The organism is Limosilactobacillus frumenti DSM 13145 (assembly GCF_001436045.1).
Taxonomy (GTDB): domain Bacteria; phylum Bacillota; class Bacilli; order Lactobacillales; family Lactobacillaceae; genus Limosilactobacillus; species Limosilactobacillus frumenti.
The window spans coordinates 487,468-504,036 of sequence record NZ_AZER01000016.1 but is presented as its reverse complement, the minus strand read 5'-3'; the positions used below and the strand labels follow the sequence as shown (position 1 = coordinate 504,036).

At 39.3% G+C, this 16,569-nt stretch carries 26 protein-coding genes and 1 tRNA gene; 18 read left to right on the top strand and 9 right to left on the bottom strand.

The window, feature by feature from the left end; translation table 11 throughout:
• Positions 1 to 728: 728 nt before the first annotated feature.
• The 6 genes from FD27_RS07145 to FD27_RS07120 all read right to left on the bottom strand — a co-directional run bounded on the left by FD27_RS07145 (position 729) and on the right by FD27_RS07120 (position 5,031).
• Positions 729 to 1,814, bottom strand: a complete 1,086-nt coding sequence (locus tag FD27_RS07145) for a tyrosine-type recombinase/integrase (RefSeq protein WP_057751915.1) — start codon at positions 1,812 to 1,814, stop codon at positions 729 to 731.
• Positions 1,815 to 2,001: 187 nt separating this feature from the next.
• Positions 2,002 to 2,478 carry a hypothetical protein gene (locus tag FD27_RS07140; protein WP_057751912.1) on the bottom strand — a complete coding sequence of 159 codons (477 nt, stop codon included), beginning with the start codon at positions 2,476 to 2,478 and terminating at the stop codon, positions 2,002 to 2,004.
• 9 nt (positions 2,479 to 2,487) lie between these two features.
• Positions 2,488 to 2,925, bottom strand: coding sequence for a hypothetical protein (locus FD27_RS07135; RefSeq protein ID WP_057751911.1), 438 nt, complete (start codon positions 2,923 to 2,925; stop codon positions 2,488 to 2,490).
• 211 nt (positions 2,926 to 3,136) lie between these two features.
• Positions 3,137 to 3,604, bottom strand: a complete 468-nt coding sequence (locus FD27_RS07130) for a hypothetical protein (RefSeq protein ID WP_057751908.1) — start codon at positions 3,602 to 3,604, stop codon at positions 3,137 to 3,139.
• A gap of 26 nt (positions 3,605 to 3,630) precedes the next feature.
• A complete protein-coding gene (locus FD27_RS07125; RefSeq protein ID WP_057751905.1) occupies positions 3,631 to 4,473 on the bottom strand; it encodes a DUF5067 domain-containing protein in 843 nt (280 codons plus the stop codon).
• The gene (locus FD27_RS07120) at positions 4,474 to 5,031 is read right to left on the bottom strand and encodes a helix-turn-helix domain-containing protein (RefSeq protein WP_057751902.1); all 558 of its coding nucleotides are present in this window, start codon (positions 5,029 to 5,031) and stop codon (positions 4,474 to 4,476) included.
• A 135-nt stretch (positions 5,032 to 5,166) separates the two neighbouring features.
• Here FD27_RS07120 and FD27_RS07115 point away from each other — a divergent pair, with 135 nt between their 5' ends.
• From FD27_RS07115 to FD27_RS07075, 12 genes are all read left to right on the top strand, one after another.
• A complete protein-coding gene (locus tag FD27_RS07115) occupies positions 5,167 to 5,352 on the top strand; it encodes a helix-turn-helix domain-containing protein (RefSeq protein WP_057751899.1) in 186 nt (61 codons plus the stop codon).
• A gap of 13 nt (positions 5,353 to 5,365) precedes the next feature.
• Positions 5,366 to 6,004 carry a BRO-N domain-containing protein gene (locus tag FD27_RS07110; RefSeq protein WP_057751896.1) on the top strand — a complete coding sequence of 213 codons (639 nt, stop codon included), beginning with the start codon at positions 5,366 to 5,368 and terminating at the stop codon, positions 6,002 to 6,004.
• Positions 6,005 to 6,009: 5 nt separating this feature from the next.
• The gene (locus FD27_RS07105; RefSeq protein ID WP_057752069.1) at positions 6,010 to 6,297 is read left to right on the top strand and encodes a helix-turn-helix domain-containing protein; all 288 of its coding nucleotides are present in this window, start codon (positions 6,010 to 6,012) and stop codon (positions 6,295 to 6,297) included.
• Between the two features lie 42 nt (positions 6,298 to 6,339).
• Complete coding sequence (locus FD27_RS09005) at positions 6,340 to 6,474, top strand: hypothetical protein (protein WP_268872917.1); 135 nt, start codon at positions 6,340 to 6,342, stop codon at positions 6,472 to 6,474.
• Between the two features lie 16 nt (positions 6,475 to 6,490).
• Positions 6,491 to 6,667: a hypothetical protein gene (locus FD27_RS08735; RefSeq protein WP_157055091.1), complete on the top strand. Its 177-nt coding sequence runs from the start codon at positions 6,491 to 6,493 to the stop codon at positions 6,665 to 6,667.
• Between the two features lie 11 nt (positions 6,668 to 6,678).
• Positions 6,679 to 6,996 (top strand): hypothetical protein, encoded by a 318-nt coding sequence (locus FD27_RS07100; RefSeq protein ID WP_057751893.1) that lies wholly within the window; start codon positions 6,679 to 6,681, stop codon positions 6,994 to 6,996.
• A 166-nt stretch (positions 6,997 to 7,162) separates the two neighbouring features.
• The gene (locus FD27_RS07095) at positions 7,163 to 7,435 is read left to right on the top strand and encodes a hypothetical protein (RefSeq protein ID WP_057751890.1); all 273 of its coding nucleotides are present in this window, start codon (positions 7,163 to 7,165) and stop codon (positions 7,433 to 7,435) included.
• Positions 7,432 to 7,572 (top strand): hypothetical protein, encoded by a 141-nt coding sequence (locus tag FD27_RS08945; RefSeq protein ID WP_235803025.1) that lies wholly within the window; start codon positions 7,432 to 7,434, stop codon positions 7,570 to 7,572. The genes FD27_RS07095 and FD27_RS08945 overlap by 4 nt, the downstream gene beginning before the upstream one ends.
• Before the next feature lie 141 nt (positions 7,573 to 7,713).
• On the top strand, positions 7,714 to 7,902 hold the full coding sequence (locus tag FD27_RS08940; protein WP_235803024.1) for a hypothetical protein: 189 nt from the start codon (positions 7,714 to 7,716) through the stop codon (positions 7,900 to 7,902).
• Positions 7,902 to 8,879, top strand: coding sequence for a hypothetical protein (locus tag FD27_RS07085; RefSeq protein WP_057751887.1), 978 nt, complete (start codon positions 7,902 to 7,904; stop codon positions 8,877 to 8,879). The genes FD27_RS08940 and FD27_RS07085 overlap by 1 nt, the downstream gene beginning before the upstream one ends.
• 461 nt (positions 8,880 to 9,340) lie before the next feature.
• Positions 9,341 to 9,694: a hypothetical protein gene (locus tag FD27_RS07080; protein ID WP_235803023.1), complete on the top strand. Its 354-nt coding sequence runs from the start codon at positions 9,341 to 9,343 to the stop codon at positions 9,692 to 9,694.
• 35 nt (positions 9,695 to 9,729) lie between these two features.
• Complete coding sequence (locus tag FD27_RS07075) at positions 9,730 to 10,095, top strand: primase-like DNA-binding domain-containing protein (RefSeq protein ID WP_057751884.1); 366 nt, start codon at positions 9,730 to 9,732, stop codon at positions 10,093 to 10,095.
• A gap of 1,036 nt (positions 10,096 to 11,131) precedes the next feature.
• On the opposite strand, the gene FD27_RS07070 is transcribed toward FD27_RS07075, so the two are convergent.
• Positions 11,132 to 11,215, bottom strand: a tRNA-Leu gene (locus tag FD27_RS07070).
• Between the two features lie 73 nt (positions 11,216 to 11,288).
• On the bottom strand, positions 11,289 to 11,573 hold the full coding sequence (locus FD27_RS07065; RefSeq protein WP_057751881.1) for a YbjQ family protein: 285 nt from the start codon (positions 11,571 to 11,573) through the stop codon (positions 11,289 to 11,291).
• Between the two features lie 214 nt (positions 11,574 to 11,787).
• On the opposite strand from FD27_RS07065, the gene folB reads away from it, so the two are divergent.
• From folB to folP, 6 genes are read left to right on the top strand one after another with little or no spacing between them, the layout of a single operon-like run.
• Entirely contained in the window at positions 11,788 to 12,159 is a 372-nt protein-coding gene (gene folB, locus FD27_RS07060) for a dihydroneopterin aldolase (protein ID WP_268872919.1), read from the top strand.
• The gene (gene folK, locus FD27_RS07055; protein ID WP_057752063.1) at positions 12,152 to 12,658 is read left to right on the top strand and encodes a 2-amino-4-hydroxy-6-hydroxymethyldihydropteridine diphosphokinase; all 507 of its coding nucleotides are present in this window, start codon (positions 12,152 to 12,154) and stop codon (positions 12,656 to 12,658) included. Before folB ends, folK begins: the two co-directional genes overlap by 8 nt.
• Complete coding sequence (gene folE / locus FD27_RS07050; RefSeq protein ID WP_057751875.1) at positions 12,646 to 13,218, top strand: GTP cyclohydrolase I FolE; 573 nt, start codon at positions 12,646 to 12,648, stop codon at positions 13,216 to 13,218. The genes folK and folE overlap by 13 nt, the downstream gene beginning before the upstream one ends.
• Positions 13,212 to 14,474: a bifunctional folylpolyglutamate synthase/dihydrofolate synthase gene (locus tag FD27_RS07045; RefSeq protein ID WP_057751872.1), complete on the top strand. Its 1,263-nt coding sequence runs from the start codon at positions 13,212 to 13,214 to the stop codon at positions 14,472 to 14,474. The genes folE and FD27_RS07045 overlap by 7 nt, the downstream gene beginning before the upstream one ends.
• Positions 14,467 to 15,060 carry a non-canonical purine NTP pyrophosphatase gene (locus FD27_RS07040; RefSeq protein ID WP_057751869.1) on the top strand — a complete coding sequence of 198 codons (594 nt, stop codon included), beginning with the start codon at positions 14,467 to 14,469 and terminating at the stop codon, positions 15,058 to 15,060. The genes FD27_RS07045 and FD27_RS07040 overlap by 8 nt, the downstream gene beginning before the upstream one ends.
• The gene (gene folP, locus FD27_RS07035) at positions 15,057 to 16,220 is read left to right on the top strand and encodes a dihydropteroate synthase (RefSeq protein ID WP_057751866.1); all 1,164 of its coding nucleotides are present in this window, start codon (positions 15,057 to 15,059) and stop codon (positions 16,218 to 16,220) included. Before FD27_RS07040 ends, folP begins: the two co-directional genes overlap by 4 nt.
• On the opposite strand, the gene FD27_RS07030 is transcribed toward folP, so the two are convergent.
• Positions 16,189 to 16,524 (bottom strand): hypothetical protein, encoded by a 336-nt coding sequence (locus tag FD27_RS07030; RefSeq protein WP_057751863.1) that lies wholly within the window; start codon positions 16,522 to 16,524, stop codon positions 16,189 to 16,191. The two genes, folP and FD27_RS07030, sit on opposite strands and share 32 nt — an antisense overlap.
• Positions 16,525 to 16,569: the final 45 nt, after the last annotated feature.

Sequence of the window (16,569 nt, the reverse complement as noted above, 5' to 3'; positions counted from 1 at the left end):
GAAAAAGCATTGCAACCGCTTACAAAAGATGGTATATTACAGGTGTGGAAGGAAATAGAAATGAGGCAATGTTAATCATTGATTCCTCCCGTATCTCTAGCGCCGAAGGAAGTTACGGAGTAGGCTAGAAGCAACGTAAGTGTGACTAGAAATCTCATTTAACATTCTGTTAACGAATTATATGTAGTCACCAGGGTGCACTTAGAGAACGGTTAAATTAAATAAAGCGACTTTGCGGAAGTTTAGAATCAAAGAGTATGGTAGTTATTAGTTCCAGTGCAAAGTGGCTAGATTCCTTCCGTTAAAGCGAGGTACGATCGTCCATGATCGTACCTTTTTGTTTAAAAATATTTAGCGGATTGAACCTGTATTAGATTCAATCCGCTTTGTTCAAATATTTAAATAGTTCGTCAACTGATTACTATTGTTTATTTTTAAATTGATGAAGATATGATGTCACTATCTTTACCTCTAAACGTTCATTAACTAGTTACTTACATAGAAAGTAAAGTTAGCTGACAAAATATTGCAAAGTTGATTGAATCATTTGAAGATACTCATTAGATTATAACTATCGACTTTGTAAAAGGGTATCGATAAAACGAAAAAGCCCGGTAGAATAACATCTACCAGGCTTAGTTTATGCCCCAAACAGGAATATAATACCTCTTACAAATGCCGTTATATCAACATTCTGACTTTATTTTTCAACAATTTTTCAACACTTTCTATAATTCCGCAAGTTTATCGATAATTAGGCTGTCATTTTTAGCCTTGTACTCATCGATTAAATAAGAGTAAGTGTTCAGAGTTACAGTAATGTTAGAATGCCCTAGACGCTTACTAATAGCGTAAACATCCACGCCTTGACCTAGTAAATAGGCAACATGGACATGTCGCAATGAGTGAAAGTGGAAGCCTTGCTTTTTGATACCAGCATCGCTCATAATTGAACGTAGACATTTGTTAAGAGCATTACTTGTAGGAATTGTTCCTAACACATTTTGAAATACCATAGTTGTATGATTGGCTTTCAATTCAGCAAGATAGGTTAGCAACTGACGATTAACTTTAATCATTCGGTTACTGGATTCTGTTTTAGCTGGTTTGAAAGTCTTTTTCTTTTCGTCCCACGATTTACTAATTGAAATGGTGGCGTGAAGAAAATCAATATCCTTCCAGGTAAGAGCTTGAATCTCGCTTTTACGCATTCCCGTGTAAATTGCGGTGAGGATCATGTAACGACTAGTGTTGAAGTGGTTTAATTTGCCCGTAACGGCCTGTATTAGCGTTTGAAGCTCATTAGTAGTTAAGTACTCCACTTGTTGCTCTCTGGACTTGTCATAGACCAGTTTGACGTTGTGAGTGAAGTCTTTAGTGATAATGTCATCATCAATTGCATAACCAACTGCAGAACGGATAGCATTGTTTAACTTGCTGACACTATCATGAGCATGATTAGCACCATACCAATTGATAAAGGACTGATAGTCAGAACGTTTAATAGTCGCTAATTTGGTGTTCTTAAAGTAATCATGAATGACTTTTCCGATGACCTTATAGCGGTTCTTAGTAATATCAGTAATCCCGTTTTCTTCATAGAGCTTAAACCAGCGCTCATAGTAGGCGAATAGGGTAATATCCTTCAAATCTTGGTTTACGGTTCCTAGCTCTTGCTCTTTCTTATCAGCAACTGCCAGAGCCTCTCTTTTTAGTTTGAAACAACCAACAGATTTTTGGTGACGTTTGCCGTCACGATCTCTATAGAGGGCAATTCCGTAGTAGCCCTTCTTAGCTTTCTTAACAAAACTCATATAATAAAAACCTCTTTTCATTCGCACAGCCCGCCAGCGTGGATTGAATGAATGGAGGTTTATTTAGTTAAACCAATAGTTAAAGTGTTACTTAAAGGCTTACTTAAACTTTAAGCACAAATAGTTGTATCAACGTTACCAAGAACACGTCCCTCACAGTGGGGATGATGACTTAGAAATTAGAAGGTTAATTACTTGTGATTGTTCCATCAGGGAAAACATTAACGCTGTATTGCGTTCCCGTCATAGTTCCATTATCTGCTGTACCCTTAACGAAATATGAACCATCAGCGTTACGAATTGGTTGTCCTGTTTCACCATCAATCATATAGCCCCAGTGAACCGAACCATTATCATCACCATATTTAGCACGTGCAGCCGCAACCGCATCATCAGCATTATTTACACTTGTACTCTGACCATTTGCATGGTTAGTCTGTGTTTGCTGATTGCTTTGTTGGGTTGATGAATCAGTAGCAGAACTAGAATTCTTATTGTTTGTTTTCTTTACAGAATGTTTGTTGACTTTCTTTTTGAGTTTAGAGTTTGCAATTTTAAGACTTGAAGCCTCACTGTCCTGCTTAGCTTGTTTGCTGTTAGTGCCACAAGCTGATAGCGATAAACAAGCAAGTACAGCAAAACTAATTAATGATATTCGTTTCATATTACGCCTCTATTTAAAATTCTGACCACCGTTAGCATTCATTTGTTGACGCATATCATTCAATTGTTGGTCGTTCATCCTGGTTAAGGAACCAGTGGATGGATCATAATTGTAACCCTGATACCAAGCGTTATAACGCATATAGTCATCATGATTGGCAAAAGACTCAGGCTTTCTAGTTCCATCAGGATATAACCCTTTGTCAACATTTGCTTGTTGAGCAGAGCTGAGATGTTCGCCATCATTACTTTGTGTTGCATGGTGATCATTATTTTGTCTCGTATTTTGATTGGAAGCCTTGTTCTGAACATCAGATGATGATTTCTTGCTTGAAGCGTTTTGCTTGGCTTCTTTCTTAGACTTGGTTGAGTGACTGTTAGAATGATTGTGTGTCTTATGTTTAGATTGCTTTAATAATCGTGCATGCTCTGCACGTAGCTTTTTCAAGCTATAGTTATGACTGTTACCACATCCCCCGAGCGAAAGCCCTACAAATGTAACAGCACTTAGTAGTAATATTTTTCTCAATGTTATATCTCCGATTTTGGAATTATTTATCCTGAGCAATGTTTGCATCACTATTATTGGATTACATGAAGTTTAGACATAATATCTTAATATAAATAGCAATAAAAGCAATTGTTGTTTATGTTCTATGTTATTTTGCCGGCTCATCAACAGAACTAGGCTGGGTGCTATTGTAATAGCCATTTTGATAAGGATCATTAGCCCTACTTTCACCATCGGCCCACTGACTCCATTCTTGCTTTTCTTGTGGTGAAAGGTTTCTCCAGTAGTCATCATTGGCTTTTTGCAGTGAAGAATAGTAAGCAGAGGAATCATCTTTAGCCACTTGATTACCATTGCTGTTCTGTTGAGTGCTTTGCTTAACAGATTGTGATTTGGATTTTTGCCGATTTGATTGAGAATTAGATGGCTTAACACTTTGACTTTTAATTCTTCTAGCATGTCTATGCTTATGTTGCTTTAGTTGCTTTTCTTTTTTTAAAAGTCTACTGTGTTCAGATTTTAAATTACTAAGTTTTGATGAATGATCACCATTTCCACAAGCAGTTAAAGACATTCCCACCAGTGCAGTAGCACAGATTAAACATATCTTTTTCATGAATTACATCCCCCAAATAGTAGAAATTACTCATTGTAATAATTAGGGTCTCTAGAAGCCCAATAATCATGATTTGCTTCAATATAATCGTATCGTTGCTGTGGAGTGGCATTCTGATACATAGAACCGTTCCAATTATCATCGTTTTGGGCATCATTCCATAACTCTGGGTCATTATGCCAATCTCCAGAATGACGGTTATCACTCTTATTAGAACTGTTAGAAACAGTTTGAGAGATGGTATTAGGCTTTAAGCCATTCTGTGAAGTCGATTTATTAGCGCTGATAGAATCGTTATCTTGATCGACATTTATCGTTTTTAATTTATCTAATCTGTAAGTTCTTTTGCCTAAAAAGTGACTATCACTACCTTTAGTAGCTTTAAGGATAATTGACTTCTTATTGCTATCAAAGTTATAGGCAGCACGGCATTGTACAGTACCGTTTTTCTTAATGGCTTGGTTCTGATCGTGTAGCACTTGATTGCTAGTGTCAGGTGGTAGTGCGCAAACTTCGAGCTTATCTTCAGTATTTTTGTTATCTTGGTAAGCGTTAAATACGGATTGCCAACCTTCAATAGCATTGATATCCTTATCAGTTTTATTAGTGATAGTGTAGTCAAAACAAACTAAATTCTTGTTATTAGTCGTTTCACTTGCTTTGTATATTTGTACCTTGTCAATATGAATCTTGATATCGTGTAAGTTGGCTGTTGTACCATTAAAGTAGTATTTTTCTTTTGTAGTATATGTTGTGTAGTTTGATGAGCTCTTCTTAGTGGACGATAGAGTACCGCAAGCTGACAAACTGAAACATGATATGACTATAGCAAAAATGAGGTAAACTATTTGCATTCTTGAGCTCTTCATCTAATCATCACCCTTTGACTTAGAAACATCATCCAGTTTTTCCAAGATACTGATTACTTCGTCCACGTCCTTATCGTGTAGTGAATTTGTTATGTTGTTGATTAGTTTATTTATCCGATTTATAACAATATGTTTTTTATGTGAGTCATCGAATGAGTCGTCATTACTAGGAATATATTTAGAAAGAATATATTGTAGTTGGTAAACAGTGTTAACCATCCTGATCTTTTCACCATCAGATAAGTCTGTATTGCTTATATTTCTAGTATTTTGTTGGAATAAAGTATTGAAATTTTTAAGCGCGTCTATATTGCTGTTGACGGGCGCCATCCTATATCCACCAGTGTTGTTTATATTGGACTTGCCTTTTAAATAATCAACGTTCACATTAAAAAAGAAAGCAAGGCTAATCCAATTTTCGATTTTTGGACGACGCACTTCTCGCTCATACTTTGAAATTGAAGCAGGAGATATGGAAACACCTCTTTTCTTCAATTCTTTACTAAGTTGGTCAATGGAAAGACCTCGCTTTTGCCTCAATTCTTTTATACGGTTCATAGTTTCACCACCTTATCAAAGCTCTTTCATAATACCACAAAAAGGTTCATTTCAGTACAAAAGTATTGACAATACATTTGTACTGGTTTATTTTTGTGTCTGGTGAGTACATTTGTACTGAAAGGAGGTGTGATTATGTCCGAATACTTTAGCTACAAGCAGGCCATGCAATACATAGGCATTAAATCAAAAGTTACCTTTGATAAATACCTTAAAAACGGTTTACCAACAATCAAAATTGGAAATTCCAAACGTATCAGTAAATCTGATATTGATAAGTTCATGGCTGATCATCGTGTCGTAGCAACACAAGACAAGTAAGGGGATGATCTGAATGAAATTACGAGTTGAGAATTGGAATGGTAATTTAATTCGATTCATCAGTTCGGATAATAATTGGAAAGCTATCGGTTTTGATGTTGCTAAGGCATTAGGCTACAAGCAACCAGACCATGCAATTCAGCAACACGTTTCAGGACAAGATAAACAACTAATTAACTTGGGTTCCCTCCTAAATCAGGCGGGAACCCCAAAAGGTGGTTCACCTGTAATGCTTGTTATTAGTGAGTTCGGAATATATGATCTTGTTTTCAGTTCAAAAATGAAACAAGCAAAAGAATTTAAACGGTGGGTCTATCAAGTCATCCAACAATTGCGAAAACAATCCGGGCTTGAAGAATCTGAAGCCTTGAAAATGCTTGATGCTCGCATTCAACAGCAGGCAATGGAACGCCTGGATGCTGATAATGAAGTGGATTATATCAAGGCCAACTCCATTGCTAATAAGGCGGTATCTACTAAGTATGGTTTGCCAAAGATGATTGCTAAGCGTGATATGACCCCAGCTATGAAGCGTGATCGTCCAATGATTCTTAACGATGTTGTGGACCTAATGAATGCTAAACGGCGGTTTGGACTTGATGTTTCTGTATCACAAACTATTTATCACAACCTAAATAAGGAATCGAGGTGACCATTATGGACGCAACAATTCAAATGCAATTGCCAAGCGACTTGCAGCGGGCCATTACCCGCATGACCAGCCAGGCGATCGAGCAGGCACTAATTGAAGCCAAAGAAAAAGATGGTTTCCCGCCTTACATGACTAAGACCGAAACCGCCAAGTACTTACATATTGCACCTAAAACACTTCTTGACTTGGAATCTCGTTACCATGACATTCCCACCATTGAGATTGAAGGTGTGACCCGTTATCAGCGGATTGCACTTGATGAGTGGATGCAACGACACCAATTGAAAAGGTAGATTATCGACAGCCCGCCAGCGTGGATAATTTGGAGGTACACCATGAAACTATTAGCAACTATTGACCAGCGTATTCTTGCATTTTGGGACACAGCACCAAGTGAACGGCTGTGGGCTTACTTAGCAAGCATGCCCGTTGTCGTATTAATTATTGATGCACTCACACGATTCATCTAATGAGGGGATGGTTTACATGAAGTTAAACAAAGACGACAGATTGTTAAAAACGGCTTTACTGAATGATGTTGCGGGCAACATCGCAACCCTACAGGGAAAAGCTAAAACCACCATTAATGGTGAAAAGCCAAATGACCAAGAACTAATCAGTGAAGCCATTGATGACTTAGAGCAACTCAAAAAATTAATCTAAGAGGTGAAATTATGGCACGAAAGTTAGATAAAGAAGAACAACGCATTATGGATTTATTGCCAAAGGGAATTGACCGGCCTCGACCCTTAAAAGAGCTAATTAATCTCACAGGCTGGAGCAGTCGCAAAGTTCGGGGAACGATCAACCGTTTAATTGTGATTCATCATCAACCAATTGGAGCAAGATACGAGCATCCAAACAATGGTTACTTCATTATTACCAATGACAAAGAACGGTCTATTGCCCTTGCTCCACTTACTTCTCAAATAATGGTAATGACCAAGCGAGCACAAGTAATCGGTAATGCACAGTTAGGAAATGAAGAATGATGTTCAGACAAAATAAAAAGGCCGTCAAATGCTACTCACCGACCAAAGTAGTTAGCATTTAACAGCCCAAAATATAAGCATTGCAACGGTTTCCCGTTGCTTGCTTATTCTAACATGTAACTTTTGATATTGGGGCAATCATCCCTAAAAATGGAGGAATAAGATCATGAAACAATTCAGTATCGACAAAGTGGAGAATGTTCAAATCACATTGGATACCGTGAAGGGATTGTCAGCAACGTTTAATGACCTAATAAGCGATTCAACAACGCTTTTTACCAATTACCCCTCAACTGATAAGGGCAAGCAGTACCAAGCAAAACGGCTTTGGTTTAAATTGCTAACTCTGTCTAACGCTTCCGAAGATACTATCAACCAGGCTGAAAAACAATTGAATGAGGCTGTCAGCGCATATTACAAAGGGGACGATGACCAATGAATCTTGTAACTTTAACCGCCCCAGATGGACGCAAAGAGCGTTGTGACATTAATACTACATATCTTGCCTTGTTGAGCTGGTATAAGTATTTGAAGGATGTTGACCAGGCCAAAAAGCCAAACGACTTAGCTAACTGAATTGGTGAATTTGTTGGAGATAATATTGGGCGAGTTCATACTTTATTGATTTATCTTGATGGTTTCAATGATGATCTATATTCCAAGTTGTCACTATTAACGCACAATCGCAATGAGGATGTAACCCGCTTATATTTCATCATGAAGTCAATTGGCAATCCTAATTACTTAACTCATAACAAAGGTAAAGAGCGTAATCGCCAAAATCTTATCAACCGGATTAAGCAAGTCACCAATAATGACCCAGACACGTTAAAACGGCTTATTGAACTAACAAAGTTATTTGTTGATGGCGAATTATATTACAACAAACTGGAGGAATTTCATTAATGGCTGAAAGAAGAATGATTAGTCGGAGTATTGCAGAGGATGACCGCTTCGTTGATATGAATCCTATTAGTAAACTGTTGTATTTTTATCTTGTCTTAAATGCTGATGACGATGGCTTTGTTGGAAGTGTTAAAATGATTAACTTTTTGACAGGGGCTAACGCCGACAATTATGAGGAATTGTTAGATAATAATTTAATCCTAAAGCCTACCCAGAGCGGTGTCTATGTTATTACAGATTGGTACTCTCAAAATAAGATTGAAGGTAAAATTTACAAGCCTACAGAATTCCTATCGATTCGAGAATTGCTCTACATAAAAACGAATTTTGCATATACTCTTAATCCATCTGATGATGATGTAATGGCGCCTGTTAATGCATGGATTAAAAATGGCCGAGACAAGAAAACATCGCCAGAAATCCAGTTACAACAGTATTCTCACCACTTCCAAGAAACTTCTAAGAAAGTTCCTGGAAGTGTCGAAGAAACATCATCGAAACTTCTTGCACAGAATAGAATAGATAAGATTAGATTAGATAAGAGTAGAGTAGACAAGACAAGAAAAGATCAAGTCAGCAAAGATCAACATAGATCAACGCACACGGCAACAACTACTTCTAATAAGGGTTTGGGGAAAGATTCTTCGTCATCTGTCGCTTCTACTTCCACTATGTATAATAATGCTACTATTGCAAGCACCGAAAGACCGTCAATGGAAAACCGATTAGCGGTGAATGATGAGATTGAATCTCTCTTCGATTCACTGAATCGTGAGTTTGACAGCAATATTCCTTATGATGACCAGCGCCTAGTGGTAATCTTCACTGACTTACTCAATAAGTACAAAATGTCTTTTGTTCAAGAAGGAATAAGTCAGTTAGCATCAACAAGATCAGGACAATCAGATGTTAATAGTATTAAGAATCTGGTAGTTAATCATCTGTCGGATGCTATTGAGCAGGTTACAGTTGGATAATCTCTATATACAGATTAGATAGCCAATAAAAGGGCAGTTAGGGCACACTATAAAAAGATTGTCATATTTGACGGGTGTTAAAAAGCTATGGTGTTACTTTGACCGCTAAACATTAACATCCCCTAACCGTTGTCATTTCAACGAAAATAGGGGATGCTTTGTTATTATTGAGCGGAAAAGGATGAAAATGTAGTAGGATTCTGGTTTCATAGTGTGCATATCAATCGTGAACATACGTTTATTTTGAAAAATTACCCTGTTTTAAAACGACTAGCAGGCAATTAATATAATTTAATCATCTTAAACCCAAAATGGCTCAGACGGCTTTAAAATCGAATCTAAGTATATGCAGATTTTTCGGGCATAAAAAAGGCGCACCATAATCGGCACGCTCACGCAATCAATCAAACAAGCCAATTATATTGGAGCTGTTTAAATTATCAATCATCCCCACTGTAGACGTGAAAAGCGCTAGTCAAGAAGCTAAAAACTATCTGAAAAGTTTTGAGGATTGGAATCTGATCTATAGTCGCCGAAAAATTAGTAACTTAGCTAATCCAATTGAACATCAACAAGCAAAATATGAACTCGTTGAAAGAAGAACGGTAGTTAGTGCAGTCAATCAGATTGATCCTAGCAGTGCAATTATTTTAGAATGTCGCTTTATCAAGAAGTACAGCACTCAAAAGACGATTGAGCAGTTGGCACGCCATGATATTACTATCACGGTTGGCAACTTTTACCACCGACAGAGAAAAGCATTGTTATTGGCTTATGAGTTCATGCCTAAAAGCCACACGAAAATAGTTAAGTAACCAGCTTGAATAAAGCAGAATGGAGATGATTTTGAATGAGTTGGTATCGTGGACGCTATGTATTTAACCGAAATAATCTAATGCAGATGATGACAGAAAGCAAAAAAGATTATCATTTCAGAGTTAGAAATAAAGACAAAGCAGACCCCACAGTTGTTAGTTTTGTGTTCTCTGACAGTATTAGCAAAGATAGACGGTTATATAGTGCTTGCCGTGTTATCTATGAACATTACAAAGAATACTGTAATCAACAAGGACTAAAGCCGTTAACCAATCGCAAGTTCAAGCAAAACATGGAGTTACTGGGGTTCGTGTATCAAAAGCACCGTCGCTTTTATGCAGGATATTACAGTAACAAGGTGACGACCGCATACAAGAATATCGGAATAATGGCCGATTAGTTCCATACAATGTACAACCATTAGGGATTGCCTAAACATTGATACAACGGCAACACAGTACCAATAGTATTGGGCAAAATTGGACATCATGAGAGCATTTGTAGTTACTAAAATGTAGGAAAATGTTACGTTATACCGTGATTCGTAGTTAACAATCGTTACCTTTGATCGAATGGCAATAAGCGTTGGTATTACAGGAATTATCACAAAAGGCAAGCGCAATAATTAGGGGCTTTTAACTGTCGAATTTGAACATAAAGAACCTGTCAAAATACTATATTGATAGTGAATTCGTAGTTAAAGGGGATGATCGTGTTGAATGATGAGATAGATAAATTTATCAATGATTACTTACAGTAAATAAAGACCATTGCTCTATACATGCTAGGGCGATGGTCTTTGAGTTAAAAAGATTCAATTAATTAAAATATTCTAGTTGTTTAACTCTTTAGATAATTCATCAATAGAATTAAATGACTGGTAATTACCGTCTTTCAGCTCTTTTAATGAACGGTCAATACTTGATGGACGATTAGTCAATTCAAAAGGGATGCCATTAGTATTATTTATTTGATTCAAGAACTAGCTCAATTGCCAAAAGCAAAAGGACAACCTAAGAATTACTTAGATTGCCCTTTAATTTTGTACCACTCAATAAGTCAATTATAATCCTGTAATGACTTACAGCGAGCAATAAACAAAAAGCGTCCTACATGGCGCCTTCAACGGTATATATTCAAACAGAATCATTATATCATCTCCCAAATAAACTTTATTTTTGGTGGGGATGATTCCTAATTCTGACAATTCAGACACCCTAAAAAGAGAAAAAGCACCATTTTTTCCGCAAAAGTTCCGCAGGCAAAATAAAAAGACCACTGAAAACAGTGATCTGACACGCTGACGGGAAGAAATGTTTTTCAACAATTTTTCAACAATTTCTTCAAAAGATACCTTTTATTGGCATTTTTCAAAATTAAGAATGCTGATATATCAACGTTTAGCGACTAGTAAAAAGTATTTAAAACTAAAAAAGTGCCCCAAACAGGATTCGAACCTGTACATGGAAACCCATACAACGACCTGAACGTTGCGCGTCTGCCAATTCCGCCACTGGGGCAACAAATTGCTATCAATCACTTGACAACAATAAATAGTATACAGACTCTTTCGATAAATTACAAGACTTTTAATCAATCCTTCTTCAAGAATTGGATCATTGTCCCATAACCTGTCAAAACTAAAAACTTAGGGGCAACTTGGACATTGGCGACATTCGTTGTAAAGCGGATGTTCACCACACCGTCCGCGTGCTTGCTGTTTGCCCGCTCTTTTAATTTTTCACGGACTTCATCAAACAACTGGTCCATTGATTCGAATGCATCGATAGAATCACTCGGTAACATTAAATGAGCAGTTGCATTGACGATTCCTAAAACTTTGTGGGCTTGGGGAAAAGCTTCAGTTGAAAGAAACATTTTATCACTTCCTATTTGATTCCATTATACAGGATAATTTAGCTAATGCTTCCGTACTTTAAGATTATCAATGCCATAATTGTTCGCTTAAATCGAACTATTACCAGCAAAAAGAAAATAAAAATAGTCAATTCCTTGGTCATTCCACTTGGCGAAAGTCATATGGTAAAGTATGATTAAATTAGTAAAGAGCCTTGTTAGGGGAGTGATCGTTATCGGAAAGATTTGTTTAAATAACATGGTCTTTCATACCTATAATGGTGTGTTTGATGCAGAACGGCAGCTAGGACAGAAATTGGAAATTGATTGTCTGATGACCTATCCTATTGAGGAGCAAGTTCAGGACGATGACCTGCACGAAACAGTTAGTTATGCAGACGTTTACGAGACTATTCGTCAATTTGTTAGTCAGCACCACTATAAGCTGATCGAGAGTTTGGCTAACCATTTGGGAAAACAAATTTTGCGTGATTATCCCCAATTACAGGCAGTTCATCTAAATATTCGGAAATATAACTTGCCAATTGAGGGCGTCCTCAATAATGCTGAAATCGAGGTTGATTTCCACCATGAACAAAATGATTGAAGCGGTGTTAAGCTTAGGTAGCAATATTGGCGACCGGTTAAGCAATCTTCAAACGGCTGTCCGAATGCTTAACAGCCAGCAAGCAGTGACGATTACGTCTATATCGTCGGTATATGAAACTGAACCAGTCGGTGGGGTTGAGCAACAAGCTTTCTATAATATTGCGATCATTTTACAGACGAGTTTAGACGCTCAACAGTTGCTGGACTTACTGCACGATATTGAGCAGCACTTACACCGGAAAAGACTGATTCACTGGGGACCACGGACGATTGACTTAGATATTATTTATTATGGTCAGGAACACATTAATACGCCGACGCTGACAGTTCCTCATCCAGAAATGGGGAATCGCCGGTTTGTGTTAATTCCCACTTTGGAAGCGATGTCCAAAGATGACGTTCACTACCAAGCAGTTCAGCGACTATTGGACACGACAACCGACCATAATTGGCTCAAAAAGAAGTATTCAAGTGAGGTGTTAGGATGGACCAAGTGAAAGTTGAAAGGGCAATTCATGATTTAATTGTCGCCTTGGGCGAAGACCCTGACCGTGAAGGCCTTCGTGAAACGCCAACACGGGTTGCTAAAATGTATGGGGAAATTTTCTCTTCGCTTAATCATCGACCAGAAGAATTTACTAACTATAAAGTCTTTCACGTTGATGAACAACCGGAAATGGTATTGATTCAACACATCCCCTTTTACTCCATGTGTGAACACCATTTTCTACCGTTCTTTGGGTATGCTAACGTCGCGTATGTTCCACGTAATGGTCGGGTGATTGGCCTAAGTAAGATTCCGCGGTTAGTGGACTTTGTTACCAAAAAGCCGGGGATGCAGGAACGAGTTACGACTGAACTGGTTGGCGAATTACAGCGTATTTTAGACCCCCAAGGGATTGCAGTTACAATTGTTGCCCGCCATATGTGTATGGAAATGCGGGGAATTTGCAAGGCTGGTCAATTTACGTACACTGATAAGTTTACTGGTGATTTTCATGACCGCCAGGATCTTCGTCAGGAATTTTTGCAACAAACGAGGCAAACACAGTGTTAACTTACCAGCAATTAGTCCATGAGATGAACCAGTCAATGTTGGGTGGGAACGATGACCGGGTGCCATTATTAAAACGCGTACTATCTGCACTTGGTCATCCGGACCACGATTATCAAATTATTCACATTGCTGGCACAAATGGGAAAGGTTCAACAGGCTCACTCATTGAAAAAACTCTTCAGGGTGACGGAAAGCGTGTTGGCTACTTCTCGAGTCCTGCGATGGTCGATCAACGTGAACAAATCAAAGTCAATGACCAAATGATTAGTCCGCAAGATTTTGTTAAAACCTATCAATATATTGCAGAGCGGTTACCTCACGGAGTTACCGCGCCAATGCTATCGATATTTGAGTGGTGGACTTTGATCATGCTTCAGTACTTTGCTGATCAACGAGTGCAGTGGGCCGTTATCGAATGTGGGCTCGGTGGTCAAGATGATGCGACTAATGTCATTGATGCGCCCTTATTAGCGGTGATTACTCATATTGCTTTAGACCATACCAGAATATTAGGATCTACAATCAAACAAATTGCCCAGGCCAAGGCCGGGATCATTAAACCGGGAACCAAGGCCATTTTCCTGGCTCCACACCAGGAAACGGTTGCAGTAACGGTTATTGCTGACCAATGTCACCGTCAACGTGTATCCTTACATCGAGCCGACACTATTCATATTGTTCGTCAGGGCCAACAGGTTCAACTAACAGTTGCTGGTCAGCAAATTAATAGTCGGCTTAACTTGCTGGGTACCTTTCAAGATGACAATGTCCGGACTGCCGCATTGGTTGTCAACTGGCTGATTGCCCATCATCAAATAAAGAGCTGGCAGTCATTCTGTCACGTGATGGCAACTATCCAGATTGCGGGACGGATGCAGGTGGTTCAACAACATCCGTTAACCATTTTGGATGGTGCTCATAATCCGGATGCTGCCCGCCAGATTGTGGCAACGATGAAGCAATTGCCACGACACGGCCGTTTAATTATGGTGATCGGCTTTTTAGCAGATAAGGATTGGCAAACGATGGTTGACCTTTACCAGCCCATCGCCGATCAGTTGATTCTGACCAGTCCCGACAATCCACAGCGAGCATTAACCCTCAGCGCTCTTCAATCAGCGTTACCGGGCGGACTCCCAGCAGCAAACGGCCATGATGCTATGGTCTTGGCCCAAAAGTTAGCGACTCCAGAAGACACGGTTTTAATGACCGGCTCGTTTTACTTAATTAAGGAAGTGGAAAAAGATTATGACTGAATACTATATTGCAACTCATAACCCTAATAAGATTGCTGAATTACAGCGCATTTTAACCTGGACTGGTAACCATGGTCGGCCATACACTGATGTGATGCCCAAGCAGCGGTATCCAAAGGAGAGTAACGATTCTTACCGGGCTAATGCCATCAATAAGGCCCTCTTTATTAGTCACCTGCTTCCTAACAAATACGTCATTGCTGATGATTCAGGGTTACAATTAGCGGCTTTTCCAGATTGGTTGGGAGTGACAACTGGTCGCGATTTGGCAGCTTATCCCACCCCGGAAGCCTATGATGAGGCCATCTTAAGTAAATTAAAGGGACACGAACGAGGCTTCACAATGGTATCTTGGTTAGCCTGTGCTTATAATGATGAAATTATTGCGACTAGCCGAGCAATGATCCATGGTCGCGTCGCTCATGAACAACGCGGTTCTTATACCAAGGGGTTTGACCGGATCTTGATTCCAACTGGAGAGAACCAGACCTTAGCAGAAATGCCGTTCAATGAGCGTTACTACTACTTAGTACGGTCTAAGGCAGTCAATCAATTGCTCGCTAAGCTGAGGGGGCGGCAACGATGAAAATTATGGAAATGCCATTGCAGAATAATCGAACTAGTCTTGGTCAGGAGACTATCAAATATTTTACTAATGTTCACCGGCAAGTTGCTTTGACGTGGGTGGCTAATCCAGAAGAATTACCAGCTGTTGAAGCATTCTTGAACCACTTTGATTGCCCGCTGGCGTTTGATTTTCAGAAGGCGTTGGTTAATTTTTTGCTTCCCCAAGACGCCTTGTCAGTGCTTCAACAAGCAATTAGCCAACAGTGGCCCCAAGACCAAGTCCTGGGGTCATCAATTGCGGCCATTGTCAAGGAGCACCAACTAATCTGGCAAGCGGGGCGGTTCGCATTTAATTTAACGTCAATGGGGTTGGTATATGCTATTCTGAACGTTACGCCAGATTCTTTCTATGACGGTGGTCAATTCAATTCTCCTGACAAGATGTATCAGCAAATCGATAAGCTGGTGGCCGCAGGTGCTGATGTGATTGAAGTCGGTGGTCAAACCACTAAACCGGGTGGATTTAACGAAATTAGTCCCGAAGAAGAAATTGACCGGATCAGTCCAGCAATTGATTTCTTACAGGAACATTATCCGCAGATGCCAATTGCGGTTGATACCTATAAATTACCGGTCATGAAGTTTGCGTTGGATAGGCACGTTGACATCATCAATGATGTGAATGGATTTGAAACACCAGAGAAGCGGTCGTTGCTAGCAGATAGTCAGGCCGGCTTGATTACGATGCATAGTAATCGGAACCAAGAATATAATGATTTAGGACATGCAATGGTGCACTTCTTTCAGGAAAACGTCAGTGCATTAATCAGTGCTGGCATTGACCGTCGTCGGATCTGCCTTGACCAAGGAATCGGCTATGCTAAAGTGGCAGACGGTCATCAGGATATGACAATGATGCGTAACATTAATTTACTTACGCAATTCAACCTGCCATTGCTGGTGGCAATTTCGCGGAAAGGCTTCGGCAAGCAGCTATTTGGGTTAGATAAAAAAGACCGCCTGCCGGTAACATTGGTGGCTGAAGCAGCAATGTACCAGCATGGTGGTCGGGTATTCCGTGTTCACGATGTTGTCGAAACAAAGCAATTAGTCAAGATGCTTGCGACAATTGATCAGGCCTACTGGGTTAAGCCAGCAGACAAGCAATCAAGAAATTAAGAATCAATCCGATGGTCATCAGGCGCGCATGACGGGGGTTGCCAAATGTTTCGCGCTTTTCCCGAAAGGCAATTTCCATTAAACAGAAGACAATGGTAACCAGGATTAACCAGAGAATTTGCCAGATGATTAAGTGGGGAAATTCAACAATAATGCGGACAATGATCGCCACAAGTAAAATGAAAAATGAGAGGCGACTAGCGCCCAGCCAATCGGCGACATGCTTTTCCATTTTGGCTTTAGTGCCGGCGATTGATGAAACTGCTGCAAGAACCGTAATAAAAATGATTAAGTCGGACAGCATACTACCACTCCTTCAGTTTGATTTTAGCACTCTCGGCAGATTGCT